The 18,830-nt window shown below is 71.2% G+C and carries 17 protein-coding genes; 14 read left to right on the top strand and 3 right to left on the bottom strand.

Annotated features, from left to right (window positions below; all coding sequences use genetic code 11):
* The first annotated feature begins 45 nt into the window (after positions 1-45).
* The 5 genes from C7C46_RS29520 (at position 46) to C7C46_RS29500 (ending at position 7,680) form a co-directional block, all read left to right on the top strand.
* Positions 46-1,188: a sensor histidine kinase gene (locus tag C7C46_RS29520; protein ID WP_110672988.1), complete on the top strand. Its 1,143-nt coding sequence runs from the start codon at positions 46-48 to the stop codon at positions 1,186-1,188.
* A 333-nt stretch (positions 1,189-1,521) separates the two neighbouring features.
* Positions 1,522-5,259 (top strand): multifunctional oxoglutarate decarboxylase/oxoglutarate dehydrogenase thiamine pyrophosphate-binding subunit/dihydrolipoyllysine-residue succinyltransferase subunit, encoded by a 3,738-nt coding sequence (locus tag C7C46_RS29515; protein ID WP_110672987.1) that lies wholly within the window; start codon positions 1,522-1,524, stop codon positions 5,257-5,259.
* A gap of 154 nt (positions 5,260-5,413) precedes the next feature.
* Positions 5,414-5,593: a DUF6104 family protein gene (locus C7C46_RS29510; RefSeq protein ID WP_110672986.1), complete on the top strand. Its 180-nt coding sequence runs from the start codon at positions 5,414-5,416 to the stop codon at positions 5,591-5,593.
* Between the two features lie 222 nt (positions 5,594-5,815).
* Positions 5,816-6,712, top strand: coding sequence for a DUF4097 family beta strand repeat-containing protein (locus C7C46_RS29505; RefSeq protein WP_110672985.1), 897 nt, complete (start codon positions 5,816-5,818; stop codon positions 6,710-6,712).
* Positions 6,709-7,680, top strand: coding sequence for a PadR family transcriptional regulator (locus C7C46_RS29500; RefSeq protein WP_110672984.1), 972 nt, complete (start codon positions 6,709-6,711; stop codon positions 7,678-7,680). Before C7C46_RS29505 ends, C7C46_RS29500 begins: the two co-directional genes overlap by 4 nt.
* Positions 7,681-7,740: 60 nt before the next feature.
* Here the strand turns inward: C7C46_RS29500 and C7C46_RS29495 are convergent, their stop codons facing one another.
* Both C7C46_RS29495 and C7C46_RS29490 read right to left on the bottom strand, forming a co-directional pair.
* Positions 7,741-8,703, bottom strand: coding sequence for a zinc-binding dehydrogenase (locus C7C46_RS29495; protein ID WP_110672983.1), 963 nt, complete (start codon positions 8,701-8,703; stop codon positions 7,741-7,743).
* Between the two features lie 168 nt (positions 8,704-8,871).
* Positions 8,872-10,068 (bottom strand): NAD(P)-dependent malic enzyme, encoded by a 1,197-nt coding sequence (locus tag C7C46_RS29490; protein WP_110672982.1) that lies wholly within the window; start codon positions 10,066-10,068, stop codon positions 8,872-8,874.
* Between the two features lie 667 nt (positions 10,069-10,735).
* Between C7C46_RS29490 and C7C46_RS29485 the strand changes: the two genes are divergently transcribed.
* The 5 genes from C7C46_RS29485 (at position 10,736) to C7C46_RS29465 (ending at position 15,358) form a co-directional block, all read left to right on the top strand.
* A complete protein-coding gene (locus C7C46_RS29485) occupies positions 10,736-11,635 on the top strand; it encodes an ABC transporter substrate-binding protein (protein WP_110672981.1) in 900 nt (299 codons plus the stop codon).
* A gap of 267 nt (positions 11,636-11,902) precedes the next feature.
* Positions 11,903-12,832 carry an ABC transporter substrate-binding protein gene (locus C7C46_RS29480; protein ID WP_110672980.1) on the top strand — a complete coding sequence of 310 codons (930 nt, stop codon included), beginning with the start codon at positions 11,903-11,905 and terminating at the stop codon, positions 12,830-12,832.
* Positions 12,833-12,956: 124 nt separating this feature from the next.
* Complete coding sequence (locus tag C7C46_RS29475; RefSeq protein WP_342775449.1) at positions 12,957-13,865, top strand: amino acid ABC transporter permease; 909 nt, start codon at positions 12,957-12,959, stop codon at positions 13,863-13,865.
* A 53-nt stretch (positions 13,866-13,918) separates the two neighbouring features.
* Positions 13,919-14,671: an amino acid ABC transporter ATP-binding protein gene (locus tag C7C46_RS29470; RefSeq protein WP_110672995.1), complete on the top strand. Its 753-nt coding sequence runs from the start codon at positions 13,919-13,921 to the stop codon at positions 14,669-14,671.
* Between the two features lie 87 nt (positions 14,672-14,758).
* Positions 14,759-15,358 (top strand): CGNR zinc finger domain-containing protein, encoded by a 600-nt coding sequence (locus C7C46_RS29465; protein WP_110672979.1) that lies wholly within the window; start codon positions 14,759-14,761, stop codon positions 15,356-15,358.
* Here C7C46_RS29465 and sodX read toward each other — a convergent pair.
* A complete protein-coding gene (sodX, locus tag C7C46_RS29460; protein WP_110672978.1) occupies positions 15,342-15,818 on the bottom strand; it encodes a nickel-type superoxide dismutase maturation protease in 477 nt (158 codons plus the stop codon). The two genes, C7C46_RS29465 and sodX, sit on opposite strands and share 17 nt — an antisense overlap.
* A gap of 180 nt (positions 15,819-15,998) precedes the next feature.
* Between sodX and sodN the strand changes: the two genes are divergently transcribed.
* The 4 genes from sodN (at position 15,999) to C7C46_RS29440 (ending at position 18,808) form a co-directional block, all read left to right on the top strand.
* The gene (sodN, locus tag C7C46_RS29455) at positions 15,999-16,394 is read left to right on the top strand and encodes a superoxide dismutase, Ni (RefSeq protein ID WP_110672977.1); all 396 of its coding nucleotides are present in this window, start codon (positions 15,999-16,001) and stop codon (positions 16,392-16,394) included.
* Between the two features lie 95 nt (positions 16,395-16,489).
* Positions 16,490-16,966: a GNAT family N-acetyltransferase gene (locus tag C7C46_RS29450; protein ID WP_110672976.1), complete on the top strand. Its 477-nt coding sequence runs from the start codon at positions 16,490-16,492 to the stop codon at positions 16,964-16,966.
* Positions 16,967-17,184: 218 nt separating this feature from the next.
* The gene (locus C7C46_RS29445; RefSeq protein ID WP_110672975.1) at positions 17,185-17,616 is read left to right on the top strand and encodes an ATP-binding protein; all 432 of its coding nucleotides are present in this window, start codon (positions 17,185-17,187) and stop codon (positions 17,614-17,616) included.
* Between the two features lie 136 nt (positions 17,617-17,752).
* A complete protein-coding gene (locus tag C7C46_RS29440; protein ID WP_425470140.1) occupies positions 17,753-18,808 on the top strand; it encodes an RNA polymerase sigma factor SigF in 1,056 nt (351 codons plus the stop codon).
* The last annotated feature ends 22 nt before the right edge of the window (positions 18,809-18,830 follow it).

The following is an 18,830-nucleotide window of genomic DNA, read 5'->3' as shown; positions in this document are numbered from 1 at the left end:
ACACGGCAGCACACGGGGCACAGGAAAAACGGGGACCGAGCACCGATGAACGACGAGACCGACCTCGATCCGTCGGCCGGCAAGCGGCCTGGCGGACGGCTCGCCGCGCGGCTGTGGCGGGCGGTGCGCCCGCTCGACCCGCTGCGGTCGATCAAGGGCAAGCTGAGCCTGCTGGTGGTCATCGCGGTGGTGATCGCCACCGGCCTGGTGCTGATCGCGATCCGCTCCGGCACCCAGGTGCGGGTGATCACGGTCTTCTCGATGATCGCCTCGCTGCTCTTCATGCAGCTGCTGGCGCACACCTTCACCGCCCCGCTGCGCGACCTCACCGCGGCGGCCCAGGCGATGGCCGACGGCGACTACAGCCGCCGGGTGACCACCCGTTCGCGCGACGAGATCGGCGAGCTGGCGGCCACCTTCAACACCATGGCCGCCGACCTGGAGGCCGCCGACCGGCACCGCCGGGAGCTGGTCGCCAACGTCTCGCACGAGCTGCGCACACCGATCGCGGCGCTGCAGGCCGTGCTGGAGAACATCGTGGACGGCGTGGTCACCGCCGAGCCCGCGACGCTGGGCGCCGCGCTGGAGCAGACCGAGCGGCTCGGCCGACTGGTCACCCACCTGCTGGACCTGTCCAAGCTGGACGGCGGCGTGGTGCCGCTGGACGCGCGCGAGTTCGAGGTGGGCGCGTTCCTGGCCGGCGTGCTGCGCGGGGTCACCGTGGACGGCGCCACCGCCGGCGGCGCCTGGAGCCGGCGGGACGACGTGCGGCTGCGCCTGGACGTGCAGCCGCAGGGGCTGACCGCGGTGGCCGACCCCGAGCGGCTGCACCAGGTGGTGGCCAACCTGGTGGACAACGCCTGCAAGCACTCCCCGCCGGCCGGCCTGGTCACCGTGCGGGCCCGGGCCGGGCAGGCGCCGCTCGGCCTGCTGCTGGAGGTCGAGGACCAGGGCCCCGGCATCCCGGCCGAGGACCGGATCCGGGTCTTCGACCGGTTCAGCCGCACCGGCACCGCCACCGCGCAGGGCCCGGGCAGCGACGGCGGCACCGGCCTGGGCCTGGCCATCGCCCGCTGGGCGGTGGACCTGCACGGTGGGCGGATCGAGGTGGCCGACCAGCCGGGCGGCTGCCTGATCCAGGTGGCGCTGCCGGGCGCACCGGCCGCCGTCCCGGCCCAGCGGCGGTAGCGCCGGCGCCGACCGGATACGGCGCACCGGCCGGGACGGCCAGCTTTGTCACAGAATTGGGACAAGATGGTGATCGACAGCCGTCGATCGATCGCATCCGGTCAATGCTTGAGGCATTTGTCCGCTTTTGATGGTTTTCACCCGATCGGCAGTCGGCGACATTTCCCTGCTGAAGTGGCTTTCTAACGCGATTTTTCGGCCAAAGTTCCGCCGGGCACTGTGATCTGGGCGACGCCGACCCCCCGGGGACTGCGCGATGACTGGTCAGGGGCGTAGCCTTAATCCCCGCTGTCCAAACATCCCAGAAGGAAGCGGAAGAGGGCGGTTGCCGCCGTGTCGCCACACCCTGAAACCCCCAGCTCGGCAAGCACCACTGGCTTCGGCCCCAATGAGTGGCTCGTCGACGAGATCTACCAGCAGTACCTCCAGGATCCGAACTCGGTCGACCGAGCCTGGTGGGACTTTTTCGCCGACTACAAGCCCGGTACCGAGGTGACCTCAGTGACCCAGGCCGTGACCCCGGTCGGCCCCACGCCGACTCCCGTCGCCGCCCCTGCCCCTGCCGCCGTGCCCGCGGCGCCTGCCCCCGCCGCAGCAGCGGCAGCCGCGCCCGTCGCCGCTGCCCCCGCCGCGCCGCTGGCAGCCGCCCCGGCCGCCCCCCCTGCGCCCAAGGCCAACGTGCCGGCGCCGGCCCCGGTGGAGAGCAACGGTCCCGAGCTGGTCCAGCTGCGCGGCCCGGCCAAGGCTGTGGCCACCAACATGGACGCCTCGCTGGAGGTGCCGACCGCGACCTCGGTGCGCGCCGTCCCGGCCAAGTTGCTGATCGACAACCGCATCGTCATCAACAACCACCTGCAGCGCGCCCGCGGCGGCAAGGTCTCGTTCACGCACCTGATCGGCTACGCCATGGTGCAGGCGATCAAGGCCAACCCGGGCATGAACCACAGCTACCAGGAGAAGGACGGCAAGGTCTTCCTGGTCAAGCCGGACCACGTCAACCTGGGCCTGGCGATCGACCTGGTGAAGCCGAACGGGGACCGCCAGCTGGTGGTCGCGGCCATCAAGAAGGCCGAGACCCTCGACTTCTTCGGCTTCTGGCAGGCCTACGAGGACATCGTCCGCCGGGCCCGCGCCAACAAGCTGACCATGGACGACTTCACCGGGGTCACGGTCTCGCTGACCAACCCGGGCGGCATCGGCACCGTCCACTCGGTGCCGCGCCTGATGCAGGGTCAGGGCACCATCCTGGGCGTCGGCGCGATGGAGTACCCGGCCGAGTTCCAGGGCACCTCGCAGGAGACCCTGTCCCGGCTCGGCGTCTCCAAGATCATGACGCTGACCTCGACCTACGACCACCGGGTCATCCAGGGCGCCGCCTCCGGCGAGTTCCTGCGCGCGATGCACCAGCTGCTGCTGGGCGAGCACGGCTTCTACGACGAGGTCTTCGAGTCGCTGCGGATCCCGTACGAGCCGGTCCGCTGGGCCACCGACGTCGCCACCACGCACGACGACGAGGTCAACAAGACCGCCCGGGTCATCGAGCTGATCCACTCCTACCGGGTCCGCGGCCACCTGATGGCCGACACCGACCCGCTGGAGTACAAGCAGCGCAAGCACCCCGACCTGGACGTGGTCCAGCACGGCCTCACCCTGTGGGACCTGGAGCGCGAGTTCGCGGTCGGCGGCTTCGGCGGCCAGAAGATGATGAAGCTGCGCGACATCCTCGGGCTGCTGCGCAACACCTACTGCCGCACCGTCGGCATCGAGTACATGCACATCCAGGACCCCAAGCAGCGCAAGTGGCTGCAGGAGCGCCTGGAGAAGCCGTACGCGAAGCCGGAGCGCGAGGAGCAGCTGCGGATCCTGCGCCGGCTGAACTCGGCGGAGGCCTTCGAGACCTTCCTGCAGACCAAGTACGTCGGCCAGAAGCGGTTCTCGCTGGAGGGCGGCGAGTCGCTGATCCCGCTGCTCGACGCGGTGATCGACTCCGCGGCCGAGCACCGGCTGGACGAGGCCGTGATCGGCATGGCCCACCGCGGCCGGCTGAACGTGCTGTCCAACATCGTCGGCAAGCCGTACGGCCGGATCTTCGGCGAGTTCGAGGGCAACCTCGACCCGAAGTCGATGCACGGCTCCGGCGACGTGAAGTACCACCTGGGCGCCGAGGGCATGTTCACCGGCCTGGACGGCGAGCAGATCAAGGTCTCGCTGGCCGCCAACCCCTCCCACCTGGAGACCGTCGACCCGGTGGTCGAGGGCATCGCCCGGGCCAAGCAGGACATCCTGGACCAGGGCGGCACCACCTTCCCGGTGCTGCCGATCCAGATCCACGGCGACGCGGCCTTCGCCGGCCAGGGCGTGGTCGCGGAGACCCTGAACATGTCGCAGCTGCGCGGCTACCGCACCGGCGGCACCGTGCACGTCGTGGTGAACAACCAGGTCGGCTTCACCGCCGCCCCGGCCTCCTCGCGCTCCTCGATGTACTGCACCGACGTGGCCCGGATGATCGAGGCCCCGATCTTCCACGTGAACGGCGACGACCCGGAGGCCGTGGTCCGCGTCGCGCGCCTGGCCTTCGAGTTCCGCCAGACCTTCCACAAGGACGTGGTGATCGACCTCATCTGCTACCGCCGCCGCGGTCACAACGAGGCTGACAACCCGTCGTTCACCCAGCCGCTGATGTACGACCTGATCGACAAGAAGCGCTCGGTGCGCAAGCTCTACACCGAGGGCCTGATCGGTCGCGGCGACATCACCATGGAAGAGGCGGAGCAGGCGCTCCAGGACTTCCAGGGCCAGCTGGAGAAGGTCTTCGCCGAGGTGCGCGACGCCGCCCAGACGCAGGCCGCCGCCCCGGCCGACCGTCCGGTGGCCGACTTCCCGGTCAGCATCCAGACCAGCATCTCCCAGGAGATGGTCAAGCGGATCGCCGCCTCGCAGGTCAACCTGCCGGACTGGCTGACCGTGCACCCGCGCCTGCTGCCGCAGCTGCAGCGCCGGGCCGCCTCGATCGAGGACGGCACCATCGACTGGGCGACCGGCGAGTGCCTGGCCATCGGCTCGCTGCTGATGGAGGGCCACCCGGTCCGCCTGGCCGGCCAGGACAGCCGCCGCGGCACCTTCGGCCAGCGCCACGCGGTGCTGATCGACCGCAAGACCGGCGAGGACTACACCCCGCTGCTCTACCTGACCGAGGACCAGGCCCGGTTCACCGTGTACGACAGCCTGCTGTCCGAGTACGCGGCGATGGGCTTCGAGTACGGCTACTCGCTGACCCGCCCGAACGCGCTGGTCATGTGGGAGGCGCAGTTCGGCGACTTCGTCAACGGCGCCCAGTCGGTGGTGGACGAGTACATCTCCTCCGCCGAGCAGAAGTGGGGCCAGCACTCCGGTGTCACCCTGCTGCTGCCGCACGGCATGGAGGGCCAGGGGCCGGACCACTCGTCCGCCCGCCCGGAGCGCTTCCTGCAGCTGTGCGCCGACAACAACATGACGGTCGCGATGCCGACCTCGCCGTCGAACTACTTCCACCTGCTGCGCTGGCAGGTGCACAACCCGCACCACAAGCCGCTGGTCGTCTTCACCCCGAAGTCGATGCTGCGTCTGAAGGCCGCGGCCAGCTCGGCGGAGGAGTTCACCAGCGGCTCGTTCCGCCCGGTGATCGGCGACAGCACGGTGGACCCGCAGCAGGTCCGCAAGGTGGTCATCACCACCGGCAAGTTCTACTACGACCTGGACGCGGCCCGCACCGAGCGCGGGATCACCGACACCGCCCTGGTCCGCCTGGAGCGGCTGTACCCGCTGCCGGTGGCCGAGCTCCAGGAGGAGCTGTCCCGCTACGGCGAGGACGTGCAGTTCGTCTGGGCCCAGGAGGAGCCGGCCAACCAGGGTGCCTGGCCGTTCATCGCGATGAACCTGGTCGACCACCTGGACGTGGTGGTCGGCCGCAAGGCCAGCGGTGGCCGGCTGCGCCGGGTGGCCCGGGCGGCCGCCTCGGCGCCGGCGGTCGGCTCGGCCAAGCGGCACGCCGCCGAGCAGCAGGCCGTGATCGACGAGGTGTACAGCATCTGATCCGGCTGCCGCCATCCGTGACGGTGCGTCAGTGACCCGGGGCCCGGCCAGCACGCCGGCCGGGCCCCGGGTGCTCCGCCGCCGGGTGGCCGGGGGCCGCCGACCGGCGTCTATCCTGGCCCGGTAGCCCGAACCCCGACTTCCGGAGCAGAGCGTGTACTTCACCGACCGCGGCATCGAGGAGCTGGCGAGCCGGCGTGGCGAGCAGGAGATCAGCTTCGACTGGCTGGCCGACCGGCTGCGCGAGTTCGTCGACCTCAACCCCGAGTTCGAGATCCCCGTCGAGCGGCTGGCCACCTGGCTGGCCCGGCTGGACGACGAGGACGAGGACTGACCAGGCGCGGACGTCCGTACGCGAAGGGCCCCGGAGGCAACAGCCTCCGGGGCCCTTCGACTTGCCTCGGCGCGGGCCGGGCCGGACGGTTCCGCCGGGAACGGCCTTGACTTCCACGCCACGCGATATATCGTGAATCTCGGAAGACGCGATACATCGTGATCGCCGGACCGTCGCCCCTCCAGGGTACGACGGCGGCTGCGCAACGGGAGGACGCAAGCGATGAACGAGTGGACGGTCAGCAACCCCGACACCCTCACCTTCGACGGGCCGGTCAGCACCGCCCAGCTCTGGCTGGTCGGCGGCGTGGTCAACGTGGTCGCCGCCGAAGGCCCGGCCCGCCTCGAGGTCACCGAGCTGGAGGGCGAGCCGCTCCAGGTCACCCTGACCGACGGGGTGCTGACGGTGACGTACCCCGACCTCAACTGGAGCAGCTTCGGCGAGAACCTCAAGTCGCTGGACTCGGTGAAGTCCTTCGTCGGCTCGCTGCGCCGCAAGCGCAAGGCCGTGGTCTCGCTGACCGTGCCGGCCGACGTCCGGGTCAAGCTCGGCGCGGTCAGCGCCGACGCCACCGTCTCGGGCGTGCACGGCGGCACCACCGTGCACCAGGTCTCCGGCTCCACCACGCTGGTCGGCCTGGACGGGCGGACCGAGGCCAACTCGGTCTCCGGCGACGTCGACGCCCAGTCGCTGGCCGGCGACCTGACGGTGAAGACCGTCTCCGGCGGCCTGACCGTGGTGGCCGGCACCCCCGCCAAGCTGCGGGCCAACTCGGTCGGCGGCGCCGTCACCCTCGACCTGGCCGGCCGCACCCCGGCCGACATCAAGATCAACACGGTCAGCGGTGACGTGGCGGTCCGGCTGCCGCAGCCCGCCGACACCCGGGTCGAGGCCGGCAGCACCAACGGCCAGTTCCACAGCTCCTTCGAGGAGTTGACGGTCGGCGGCACCTGGGGCGCCAAGCGCCTCACCGGCACCCTGGGCGCGGGCACCGGCAAGCTCGCGGTGGCCACCGTCTCCGGCGCCATCTCGGTGCTGCGCCGCCCCGAGCCGGAGGACGAGGCGCCGGCCCCGGTGCTCGAGCTGACCGACGGGGTCGAGAAGGGTGACGACGCATGAGTTCCGTCTTCGCGCACGGCCGGCTGCGGCTCTACCTGCTCAAGCTGCTGGAGGAGTCCCCGCGGCACGGCTACGAGGTGATCCGACTGCTGGAGGAGCGATTCCAGGGGCTCTACGCGCCCTCGGCCGGCACCGTCTACCCGCGGCTGGCCAAGCTGGAGCAGGAGGGCCTGGTGGAGCACTCCACCGAGGGCGGCCGCAAGGTCTACCGGACCACCGAAGCCGGCCGGGCCGAGCTGGCGGCCCGTCAGCAGGACCTGGCCGAGCTGGAGGTGGAGATCAGCGACTCGGTCTCCCAGCTGGCCGGCGCGATCCGCGAGGACGTCCGGGACTCGGCCAAGGACCTGCGCGAGGAGCTGCGGGCCGCGGCCGGCTCCGCCCCGCGCGCGGCCGCCGACCCGAACAGCGTGTGGAGCGAGGCCACCTGGCAGCGCACCAAGGACGAGTTCGCCGAGTTCAAGGCCCAGGCCAAGCGGGCCATGGAGCAGGAGAAGCTCGCCAAGGATCAGGCCAAGCGAGCCAAGGAGGAGGCTCGCAAGGCGCGCGAGCAGTCCCAGGCGGTCCGGCAGGCCGCCCAGCAGGAGGCGCTGCGGATCAAGCGCCGGGTCGAGCAGCAGGTCCGCGACCACGCGAGCCGGGGCGACTGGCCCACCGGCCTGGCCGAGGGCTTCTCCGAGCTCACCAAGGGCCTGGCCGGCCTGGCCGACCCGTCCCGCTGGGGCACCACCGACGAGAAGGCCGGCGCCGCCCGCGCCGACCAGCCCAAGGTCCCGGCCGACCTGCCGGACTGGGCCCGCATCGACCCCGCCGGCGACCCGGCCCGTGAGCTCGACCGCCTGCTGGACCGCTTCCGCGACCAGGTCCGCGACACCGCCCGCGACGCGGGTCACCTGACGCCGGATCAACTGGCTTCGGCCCAGGGCGCGCTGGCCACCGCCGCCACCCAGCTGCGTCGGCTGTTCGACTGAGCCCGGCCCACCCGGAAGGGGGCCGCCCGACCATCACGGTCGGGCGGCCCCCTTCGGTGCTCAGGGCTCCAGGACCAGCTTGCCGAAGACGTCGCCCTGGGCCAGCCGGGTGAAGGCGGTACGGGCCTCGGCGAGCGGGTAGCTCGCGTCGATCACCGGGCGGATGCCGGAGTTGGCGCACAGCGCGAGCAGACCGGCCAGCTCCTCCTTGGTGCCCATGGTGGAGCCGACCACCTTGAGTTCGAGGAAGAAGATCCGGGTGAGCTCGGCGGACGGCGGGTTCGGACCCGAGGTGGCCCCCGAGATCACGATCGTGCCGCCCGGCCGCAGCGACTTCACCGAGTGCGACCAGGTGGCCGCCCCCACCGTCTCCAGCACCGCGTCCACCCGCTCCGGCAGCCGCGCGCCGCTCTCGAAGGCCGCGTCGGCGCCCAGCTCCACCGCGCGGGCCCGCTTGGCCTCGTCCCGCCCGGTGACCCAGACCCGCAGCCCGGCCGCCTTGCCCAGCACGATCAGCGCGGTGGCCACCCCGCCGCCGGCCCCCTGGACCAGCACGGTGTCCCCGGGGCGCACCCCGGCGTTGGTGAACAGCATCCGGTAGGCGGTCAGCCAGGCGGTGGGCAGGCAGGCGGCCTCGGCGAAGGAGAGCTCGGCCGGCTTGGGCAGCAGGTTCCAGGTCGGCACCGCGACCCGCTGGGCGAAGGTGCCCTGGTAGCGCTCGGTCAGGATGGAGCGCGGCTCCTCGGGCCCGACCCCGTGGCCGCTCTGCCCGATCACCGAGTGGATCACCACCTCGCGGCCCTGCTCGTCCACCCCGGCCGCGTCGCAGCCCAGGATCATCGGCAGCCGCTCGGCGGGCAGCCCGACCCCGCGCAGCGACCACAGGTCGTGGTGGTTGAGGGTGGCGGCCTTGACCGTCACCACGCTCCAGCCGGGCCTGGCCTCGGGCTCGGGCAGTTCACCCAGTTCGAGGGCGGCCAGCGGGTCGTCGGCGTCGATGCGTGCGGCGTAGGCGGCGAACATGCTCCGGACAGTAGCCGGGAAAAGCCGGGGCCCGGAACCACGCGGGAGTGTGACCTCCACCGCGTGTCCCGGGCCCGGACCGGCGTGCTAACGCACCCTCAGCACTGCGTCGTCAGTGCTGCACCGTCAGCACCGCACCAGCAGCGCCGCACCGTCAGCACCGTGCGTTCAGCGCCGCGCGACGCCCTCGCGCCGCGCCGCCTCGGCGACCGCCTTGCTGACCGCCGGCGCCACCCGGGCGTCGAACGGCGAGGGGATCACCTTCTGCGGGGTCAGCTCGTCGGCCACCACCGCGGCCAGCGCCTGGGCGGCGGCCAGCTTCATGCCCTCGGTGATCCGCGAGGCCCGCACCTGCAGCGCGCCGGCGAAGATGCCCGGGAAGGCGAGCACGTTGTTGATCTGGTTGGCGAAGTCCGAGCGGCCGGTGGCCACCACGGCGGCGTACTTGTGCGCGACCTCCGGGTGGATCTCCGGGTTCGGGTTGGCCATCGCGAAGATGAAGCAGCCCTCGGCCATGGTGGCCACCGCCTCCTCCGGCACGGTGCCGCCGGAGACGCCGATGAACACGTCGGCGCCCTTGAGCGCGTCGGTGAGCGAGCCGGTCAGCCCGGTCCGGTTGGTCAGCTCGGCGATCTCGGCCTTGGCGTCGGTCAGGTCCTCGCGGCCCTGGTAGACCACGCCGCGACGGTCGCACACCGCGACGTCGCCGATGCCGGCCGCGACCAGCATCTTGGCGATCGCGATGCCGGCCGCGCCGGCGCCGGAGATGACCGCGCGCAGCTCGCCGACCTCGCGGCCGGTCACCTTGGCGGCGTTCCACAGCGCGGCCGTGGTCACGATCGCGGTGCCGTGCTGGTCGTCGTGGAAGATCGGGATGTCCAGCGCCTCCTGCAGCCGGCGCTCGATCTCGAAGCAGCGCGGCGCGGAGATGTCCTCCAGGTTGACGCCGCCGAAGGACGGGGCGAGGCGGACCACCGTCTCGACGATCTCGTCCACGCCGGTGCAGTCCAGCGCGATCGGCACCGCGTCCACGCCGCCGAACTGCTTGAACAGGATCGCCTTGCCCTCCATCACCGGGAGCGAGGCCTGCGGGCCGATGTCGCCCAGGCCCAGCACGGCGGTGCCGTCGGTGACCACGGCGACCGTGTTGGACTTCCAGGTGTAGTCGTGCACCAGCTCCGGCTGCTCGGCGATGGCGGTGCAGACCCGGGCGACCCCGGGGGTGTAGGCGAGGGACAGGTCGTCCGCGTCGCGCACCGGGACGGTTGCCCGGACCTCCATCTTGCCGCCGCGGTGGAGCGCGAACACGGCGTCGACCGGGTCCTCGGTGTCCTGCGTACGAGGGTGAATGATCTCCGCTGCCACGATGACCTCTTCGTCATTGATCAGCGAGGGCAGGCACCGACGAGTCTTCGGCCGGGCCCCGGCAGATGCCGAAATATCCGGGCCGCCGTCTGCGGTCCCGGTCGCCGGGTAGGCCGGGCGGCTCGTCGGAACCGCCCTCGATTGAGGGTATTTGGGTGTATTTGCCTGTGCAACGGGCTGAGCCTAGGCCGGGAAGAAGGCATCGCACCGGTGCCTTGGATTCCTGTCACGCACTGTTCACCCGTCGACTCCACCAGGCAGCGCTTGAGTTTCGGAAGAACCCCAGCTCCGGCGGTGTCCACGGATGAGGCGGCTTGCACACCCGAAGGAGTGAACGAAAGGACCAGAGGGGAGGTGGCGCCGCGGAATACGGTGTCGGCGTTCATTGACTTCCGTTCCCGGGCACCCCGGTCCTGTCGGGAACCGGCGGTCTTCGTTCGGTATCGGGGATCACCCGATGCCGGATTCTTGCACACCCGGGCGCCGGGCGGGTGGCCGGGGATGAAATGATCCGCCCTCCCGCACCTTTCACCGGACCTCGTCGGACACCGGCCGCGCACCCCTCAGCCCGCGGCCGACCAGGGCAGACCCGAGGTCTCGCTGCACCACCCCAGGCAGCCGGTCCGTGGCGGACCCTCCCCTTCCCTCCCTCAGGGAGCTCCCTGGCATGTTCAACCGCACCCTGCTGCCCGCACTCGGCACCGCCTGTCTCCTGCTGACCGGCTGCGGCAGCTCCACCACCCCCACCGCGGACCCCGGAACGGCGCTGCGCGCCAAGCTCCCGGCCAAGCTGCGCACCGCCGGCCTGCTCAAGGTCGGCACCAACCTCAACTACGCCCCGGTCGACTTCAAGGCCTCCGACGGCACTGCGGCCGGCCTGGACATCGACCTGGCCCAAGCCCTCGCCGACTACCTGGGCCTGCGCGTGCAGTTCGTCGACCAGCCGTTCGACCAGCTGCTCCCCGCGGTCCAGAGCCACCAGCTGGACCTGGCCATGTCGGCGGTGATCGACACCCGGCAGCGCCAGAACGGCGTCGACGACAGCGGCGCCCGGGCCAACCCCGGGGTCGACTTCGTCGACTACTTCCTGACCGGCACCGCGATCCTGGTGAAGGCCGGGAACCCGCTGTCGATCACCAGCCTGGACCACCTGTGCACCCACACGGTGGCGATGCAGCGCGGCACCGTCCAGGCCGAGATCGCGGCCCGGCAGGGCGACGTGTGCCACAAGTACGGCAAGTCGCTGACCGTGGACCTGTTCGACACCGACGACCAGGCGCTGACCGAGGTGGCCTCCGGAAAGGCGGTGGCCGACCTGAACGACTACCCGGTGGCCGCCTGGAACACCCGTCCCGACCACGGCGGCGACCGGTTCCAGGTGACCGGCTCGATGCTGCAGACCAGCCCGTACGGGATCACCCTCAACAAGTCCGACGGCGCGCTGCGCGACGTGCTGGCCAAGGCGCTGGACCAGCTGATCCGCAACGGCACCTACGACCGGATCCTCACCAAGTGGAACGCCCGGGACGGCGCGGTGCCGGCCTCGGAAATCAACGGCGGTTTCTGACCCTGCCGGAGGACCCCGCCCGGACGCACCACCGGGCGGGGTCCGCCCGGTGGTGCGAGGCTGTCAGAAACGCGTTCGTCCTGGATAATCGGCTGTCAGGAGAAGGAGCGACTGCCCCCGTTATCCATTTTTGATCTGAATGGTGCTCCGCTCAACAGTTCGGTGATGGCAGGATCTCCAGCACCACCTCGGCGGAGGGTGGCCCACCCATTCACCCCGAAAACCGCGGGCACGATCCGCCTCACCTCTTACCAGGAGGCTTCCCCCATGAGCACCCGTACCCGTCCTTCCCGGCTGGCCGCCCTCGGCGTGCTGCTCGTCACCGGCTCGCTGGTGATCACCGGTTGCGGCAACAGCAAGAGCAGCAGCAGCGGCGGCGGCTCGGCCGCCTCCTCGGCCGTGCCGACCCCGACCGCGGTGGCCTCGCTGGCGGCGCTGGTCCCGGCCGACGTGAAGGCCGGCGGCAAGCTGGTGGTCGCCACCGACGCCTCGTACGCGCCCAACGAGTTCAAGGACGCCGGCAACAACATCGTCGGCATGGACGTCGACATGGCCAAGGCCATCGCCCAGACTCTCGGGCTGACCGCCGACGTGCAGAACGCGACCTTCGACTCGATCATCCCGGGCATCACGGCCAAGAAGTACAACATGAGCCTGAGCTCCTTCACCGACACCAAGGAGCGCGAGAAGTCGGTCGACATGGTCACCTACTTCTCGGCCGGCACCGGCACCGCGGTGAAGAAGGGCAACCCGGGCAAGGTCGACGCCACCGATCTGTGCGGCAAGAAGGTGGCGGTGCAGACCGGCACCACCCAGGCCGACACGATCAAGGGCACCATCAACCCGGCCTGCACCAAGGCGGGGAAGCCGACCATCCCGAACGACGGCGACAAGTTCGACCTGCAGACCGACGTGACCACCGCGCTGGTCTCCGGCCGCGACGACGCGATGCTCGCCGACTCCCCGGTGGTGGACTACGCGGTCCAGCAGACCGGCGGCCAGCTGCAGACCATCGGCTCGGTCAGCGACACCGCCCCGTACGGCGTGGTGCTGCCGCAGGGCACCGACCTGAGCAAGGCGGTCCAGGGCGCGATCCAGTCGCTGATGGCGAACGGCACCTACAAGGCGATCCTGACCAAGTGGGGTGTCCAGGCCGGCGCGGTCACCACCTCGACGATCAACGGCGCTGCCAGCTGACCGCCCGGTCCCCCCAATTCGAAGGCACATCGTGAACTCACCCCATCAGGGGTCGGCGGACAAGGGAAGGCCTGAGGCCATCAGGGCCGTCCCGGTCCGCCACCCCGGACGCTGGGCCGGAGCAGTGGCCGTCGCAGTCCTCGCGGCGATGCTGATCCACGCCATCGTGACCAATCCCGCGATCCAGTGGGACGTCATCCGGACGTACCTGTTCGACTCCTCGATCACGCACGGCCTGGTGGTCACCCTGGAGCTGACCGCGCTGGCGATGCTGATCGGCGTCTCCGGCGGCACCCTGCTGGCGATCATGCGGCTCTCCCCCAACCCGGTGCTCTCCTCCACCGCCTGGTTCTACATCTGGGTCTTCCGCGGCACCCCGGTGCTGGTCCAGCTGCTGTTCTGGAACTTCCTCGGCGCGCTGTGGGCCAAGCTCTCGATCGGCGTGCCGTTCGGCGGCTACCTGGGCCTGTCCGACGGCGGCGCGTTCTGGTCCCAGGACACCAACAAGCTGATCCCGCTGTTCGTCGCGGCGCTGCTGGGCCTGGGCCTGAACGAGGCGGCCTACATGGCGGAGATCGTCCGCGGCGGCATCCAGTCCGTGGCGGTCGGCCAGACCGAGGCGGCGCACGCGCTGGGCATGAGCCAGTCCGCCACCATGCGGCGGATCATCCTGCCGCAGGCGATGCGGGTGATCATTCCGCCGACCGGCAACGAGACCATCTCGATGCTGAAGACCACCTCGCTGGTCTCGGCGATCTCGCTGGAGGAGCTGCTGCGGGCAGGCCAGAACATCTACTCGCGCACCTTCCAGACCATCCCGCTGCTGATCGTCGTCAGCATCTGGTACCTGCTGATGACCTCGATCCTGACCGTGGTCCAGTACTACATCGAGCGGCACTACGCGCGCGGCGCCAACCGGGTGCTGCCGCCCACCCCCCTGCAGCGGCTGCGCGGCCTGCTGGGCAGGCGCCCGAAGCCGGCCAACGGCGAGTCCGACGTGGTCCCCGGCCTGGAAGGAGGCGGCCACCTGTGAGCACTCCGGTCAACGACACCCCGCCGCAGTCGGCGGCGGGGGCCGGCACGCCGATGGTCAAGGCCGAGGCGGTGCACAAGTCCTACGGCACGGTGCCGGTGCTCAAGGGCATCGACCTGCGGGTCGACCCGGGCCAGGTCGTCGTCCTGGTCGGCCCTTCCGGCTCCGGCAAGTCGACCTTCCTGCGCTGCATCAACCACCTGGAGAAGATCAACGCCGGCCGCCTGTGGGTGGACGGCGAGCTGGTCGGCTACCGGCAGAAGGGCGACCGGCTGTACGAGCTGAAGGACCGTGAGGTCGCCCAGAAGCGGCGCGACATCGGCATGGTCTTCCAGCACTTCAACCTGTTCCCGCACATGACCGCGCTGGAGAACATCGTCGAGGCGCCGGTCCAGGTCAAGGGCGAGTCCAAGGCCGCGGCACGCGAGCGGGCCAGGGCGCTGCTGGACCGGGTGGGGCTGGCCGACAAGGCCGGCAGCTACCCCTCCCAGCTCTCCGGCGGCCAGCAGCAGCGGGTGGCGATCGCCCGGGCGCTGGCCATGGAGCCCAAGCTGATGCTCTTCGACGAGCCCACCTCGGCGCTCGACCCGGAGCTGGTCGGCGAGGTGCTGGACGTGATGCGCGGCCTGGCCGAGGAGGGCATGACGATGATCGTGGTCACCCACGAGATGGGCTTCGCCCGCGAGGTGGGCGACGCGCTGGTCTTCATGGACGGCGGCGTGGTGGTCGAGGCCGGCCACCCGCGCGAGGTGCTGGCCAACCCGCAGCACGAGCGGACCAAGCTCTTCCTCTCGAAGGTGCTCTAGCACCGCATCAGGCAACCTTCGCCCCGACCCGGGCGGCGTAATAGGCTTAAGGCGACCCACCCATTACCGCTCCCTCGGAGGGAACCCGTGGAGCTCGCCTCGTACGCCGACTACGCCGTCCGGCTGGTCAACACCGAGGAGCCCGAACGCGGCACCGACGCGCTGGTCACCGTCGAGGCGGTGCGCGCGCTCTCCGGCCGTCCCGACTCGCGCACCGCCCAGCTCGCCGAGGCCGCCGACCTGCCCCGGCTGCGCGCGGTGCGGGCCCGGCTGCGGGCGGTCTTCGAGGCCGCCGCGGCCGGCTCCCCGGTACGGGCGGTGGACCTGCTGAACGGGCTGCTCTCCGAGTACCCGGTCAGCCCCCAGGTCTCCGGGCACGACTACCTGGACGAGAGCGGCAACCCGCGCTGGCACCTGCACCTGGCCGACAACGCGCCCTCGGCCACCGCCAACTACACCGCGGTGGCCTGCATGGGCCTGGCCATCCAGCTGACCGAGCTCGGCGCGGACCGGCTCGGCATCTGCCAGGCGGCGCCCTGCCGCAACGCCTACCTGGACACCTCCACCAACCGGTCCCGGCGGTACTGCTCGGACCGCTGCGCGACCCGGGCCAACGTGGCCGCCTACCGGGCCCGCAAGAAGCAGGAGGCCGCCGCCCGCCAGGAGGCGGCTAGCGCAACGGGCTGAGCCGGCGGGAGAGCCCGAACCGGGCCGCCAGCCCCGGCACCCGGCCCAGCGGCCAGCCGCACAGCAGCCGCTCCAGCCGGCCGGCCGGGGCCAGCCAGGACACGCTCGGCCGCACCCGGGCCAGCACCCGGCCCAGCACCAGCTCGGGCGGCACCGGACCGAAGTCCCGGCTGTCGTTGCCCAAAAACTGATTGTCCGACAGCAGCCACCAGCCCTTGGACCGCAGCTCGGTCGCCCGCTTGACCACCAGCAGGTCCTGGCGCATCGGGTGACGCACCAGCAGCACCGCGCCCGGGCGCACCCGGGCGCCGTAGCGGACCACCACCCGGTCACCGTGGTAGAGGGTCGGGACCATCGACGGGCCGTCCACGTCCACCAGGCCGAACGGCAGCAGTCCGCCGCCCGCCCGCCGGCCCGGCTCCCCCGACTCCTCGGCCTCCCGCAGCCGCTTCGCCGCCATTGGTGCCCTCCTCGCTCGCCCGGCCGACCCGGTCGGGTCCAGCCTGCCGCATCGACAACGCCTGTCCGTTATCGACCGGTTCCGCCTCAACCTTTTGCCCTAGGACGCCGTCCCGGCCGCGAAACCCGGGACCTGGCGGGGTAGTCTCGGCGCGGGAAGACGATCTAAGGAAGGACTCCCATGTTCTCTCGTCTGTTTGCGCCGCGGGTCACCGCTCACGCCCACTGCGACCTGCCCTGCGGTGTCTACGACCCGGCCCAGGCGCGGATCGAGGCCGAGTCGGTGAAGGCCACTCAGGAGAAGTACCAGGCCAACGAGGACGCCCATTTCCGCGCCCGCGCCATCATCATCAAGGAGCAGCGCGCCGAGGCCGTCAAGCACCACCTGTCGGTGCTGTGGAGCGACTACTTCAAGGCCCCGCACTTCGAGAAGTACCCGCAGCTGCACCAGCTGTTCAACGACGCGCTGAAGGCCGCCTCGGCCACCAAGGCGTCGACCGACCCGGCCACCGGCCAGGCGCTGCTCGACCTGATCGCCCAGATCGACAAGATCTTCTGGGAGACCAAGCAGGCCTGAGCCCTGCCGCCGGGGCTGTCGGCAGCCCTGGTTGACGCCCCTCACTCCTCGGAGTGAGGGGCGTCAATGCGTTCACTCCCAGTACCCTCGGGAGCATGATCAGGAACGCCGTCCCGGAGGACGTCCCCACCATTGTCGAGCTGATCCGCGAACTGGCGGAGTACGAGCGGGCGCGCGAGGAGGCGCAGGCCACCGAGGAGCAGTTGCAGCAGGCGCTGTTCGGCGAGCAGCCGGCGGTGCACGCGCTGATCGCCGAGGACGACACGACCGGCGAGACGGTCGGCTTCGCGCTCTGGTTCCGCAACTTCTCCACCTGGACCGGCAGCCACGGGATCTACCTGGAGGACCTGTACGTCCGCCCGCAGCGGCGCGGCGGCGGCTACGGCAAGGCGCTGCTCACCGAGCTGGCCCGGATCGCGGTGGAGCGCGGCTACCAGCGCTTCGAGTGGAGCGTGCTGGACTGGAACGAGCCCTCGATCGGCTTCTACAAGTCGCTCGGCGCCCAGCCGACGGACGGGTGGACGGTCTACCGGCTCACCGGCGACGCACTGCGCGAGCTGGGCACCTCCTGACCCACCGGAGCGGTAATCCCGCTGCAAGTCGCGACATCGGCCGGTCGATCGCGGTAACGTCTCGGCGGACGGCCCGCGTCCGATGCCGCCCGACTGGGTAGGAATCGGAACGTACCGCACCACCCCTCAAGACAGTTGGGGCGAAGCAGTTGAGCCAAGCAACAGAACGTGCCACGGCCTCGGGGTCTCAAGCACAGCGTGTCACCCAGGAGGTGAGGGTGTCCCAGATCGACGGTGATCCCGCGGGCGCGGCGTCCCAGGCGACCCAGGACTTCGTGGAGGTCAGGCTGCCCGCCCAGGGTGCCTACCTCTCGGTGCTGCGGACGGCCACGGCCGGACTCGCGGCGCGGCTGGACTTCACCCTGGACGAGATCGAGGACCTGCGCATCGCGGTGGACGAGGCCTGCGCGATCCTGCTCCAACAGGCGGTGCCGGGCTCGGTGCTGTCCTGCGAGTTCCGCCTGGTCGGCGACGCGCTGCGGGTCACCGTGGCGGCGCCCACCACCGACGGGCGCGCGCCGGAGCGCGACACCTTCGCCTGGACGGTGCTCTCCGCCCTGGCCGGCGAGGTGGAGTCCTCGGTGGCCGAGGACCGCACGGTCAGCATCAGCCTGCGCAAGAAGCGCGGCGGAACCCCGTTCCAGCCGTAGCCGGGCAACACCGGCCGGGGCGCGATCGGGGAGGTTCCCGGTTCGAGCCCCGGTCGCGGTACAACCAATGTGATGGCCCGGCCCGCGCAGCGGACCGGGTGCTCCCGGAACGGAACGGGGGATCGCCGTGAGTGATCTGGATCGCAACTCTGCCGTCGGCCACCCGCCGGCGGCCGGCCGCCCGACGGGTACTGCCGGTGGCCGGTCCGCGGCTACCCGCCGCCGTACCGTCCCGGCGCAGTCCGGCGGACCCGTGCCCGGGCCCGCCGCCGACCACCATGCCCACCCGAAGGACGCCCAGCGGATGAGCCAGCCCACCGACCCGACGCCGGACCAGACGGCCGCCGCGCTGCCCCCGGCCGAGGTCGGGGAGCCGCTGACGGAGGTGGTCCGGGCCGCACTGCCCGCCCAGGGCACCGCGCACCACCGCTCGGGGGCCCCGGACCGGGAGGCCGCCCGGGCGCTCTTCGTCCAGCTCGCCGCGCTGCCGGAGGGCTCGCCGGAGCGGGTCGAGCTGCGCAACCAGCTGGTGCGGATGCACATCCCGCTGGTCGAGCACCTGGCCCGGCGGTTCCGCAACCGCGGCGAGCCGCTGGACGACCTGACCCAGGTGGCCACCATCGGCCTGATCAAGTCGGTGGACCGGTTCGACCACGAGCGCGGGGTGGAGTTCTCCACCTACGCCACGCCGACCATCGTGGGCGAGATCAAGCGCCACTTCCGGGACAAGGGCTGGGCGGTGCGGGTGCCGCGCCGGCTGCAGGAGCTGCGGCTGTCGCTGACCACGGCGACCAGCGAGCTCTCCCAGCGGCACGGCCGCTCCCCCACGGTGCACGAGCTGGCCGAGCACCTGGGCATCTCCGAGGAGGACGTGCTGGAGGGCCTGGAGTCGGCCAACGCCTACTCCACCCTCTCGCTGGACGTGCCGGACAGCGACGACGAGTCGCCGGCCGTGGCGGACACCCTGGGCGCCACCGACGAGGCGCTGGAGGGGGTCGAGTACCGCGAGTCGCTCAAGCCGCTGCTGGCGCAGCTGCCGCAGCGCGAGCAGAAGATCCTGGTGCTGCGGTTCTTCCGGAACATGACGCAGTCCCAGATCGCCGCCGAGGTCGGGATCTCGCAGATGCACGTGTCGCGCCTGCTGGCCCGCACGCTCGCCCAGCTGCGGGACAAGCTGCTGGTCGAGGAGTAGCACCGGACGTGAGAGCGGGGCG

This window comes from Streptomyces tateyamensis (assembly GCF_003205575.1).
Taxonomy (GTDB): domain Bacteria; phylum Actinomycetota; class Actinomycetes; order Streptomycetales; family Streptomycetaceae; genus Kitasatospora; species Kitasatospora tateyamensis.
Note: the sequence above shows the minus strand (reverse complement) of the source record. Positions and strands in the feature narration are given on the sequence as shown.

Excerpts from the sequence above, each read along its gene's own strand:
- C7C46_RS29450 (WP_110672976.1), top strand. The coding sequence starts at position 16,490 with ATGATCAGGAACGCCGTCCCGGAGGACGTCCCCACCATTGTCGAGCTG.
- C7C46_RS29520 (WP_110672988.1), top strand. The coding sequence starts at position 46 with ATGAACGACGAGACCGACCTCGATCCGTCGGCCGGCAAGCGGCCTGGC.
- C7C46_RS29470 (WP_110672995.1), top strand. The coding sequence starts at position 13,919 with ATGGTCAAGGCCGAGGCGGTGCACAAGTCCTACGGCACGGTGCCGGTG.
- C7C46_RS29495 (WP_110672983.1), bottom strand. The coding sequence starts at position 8,703 with ATGTTCGCCGCCTACGCCGCACGCATCGACGCCGACGACCCGCTGGCC.
- C7C46_RS29500 (WP_110672984.1), top strand. The coding sequence starts at position 6,709 with ATGAGTTCCGTCTTCGCGCACGGCCGGCTGCGGCTCTACCTGCTCAAG.
- sodN (WP_110672977.1), top strand. The coding sequence starts at position 15,999 with ATGTTCTCTCGTCTGTTTGCGCCGCGGGTCACCGCTCACGCCCACTGC.
- C7C46_RS29505 (WP_110672985.1), top strand. The coding sequence starts at position 5,816 with ATGAACGAGTGGACGGTCAGCAACCCCGACACCCTCACCTTCGACGGG.
- C7C46_RS29485 (WP_110672981.1), top strand. The coding sequence starts at position 10,736 with ATGTTCAACCGCACCCTGCTGCCCGCACTCGGCACCGCCTGTCTCCTG.
- sodX (WP_110672978.1), bottom strand. The coding sequence starts at position 15,818 with ATGGCGGCGAAGCGGCTGCGGGAGGCCGAGGAGTCGGGGGAGCCGGGC.
- C7C46_RS29480 (WP_110672980.1), top strand. The coding sequence starts at position 11,903 with ATGAGCACCCGTACCCGTCCTTCCCGGCTGGCCGCCCTCGGCGTGCTG.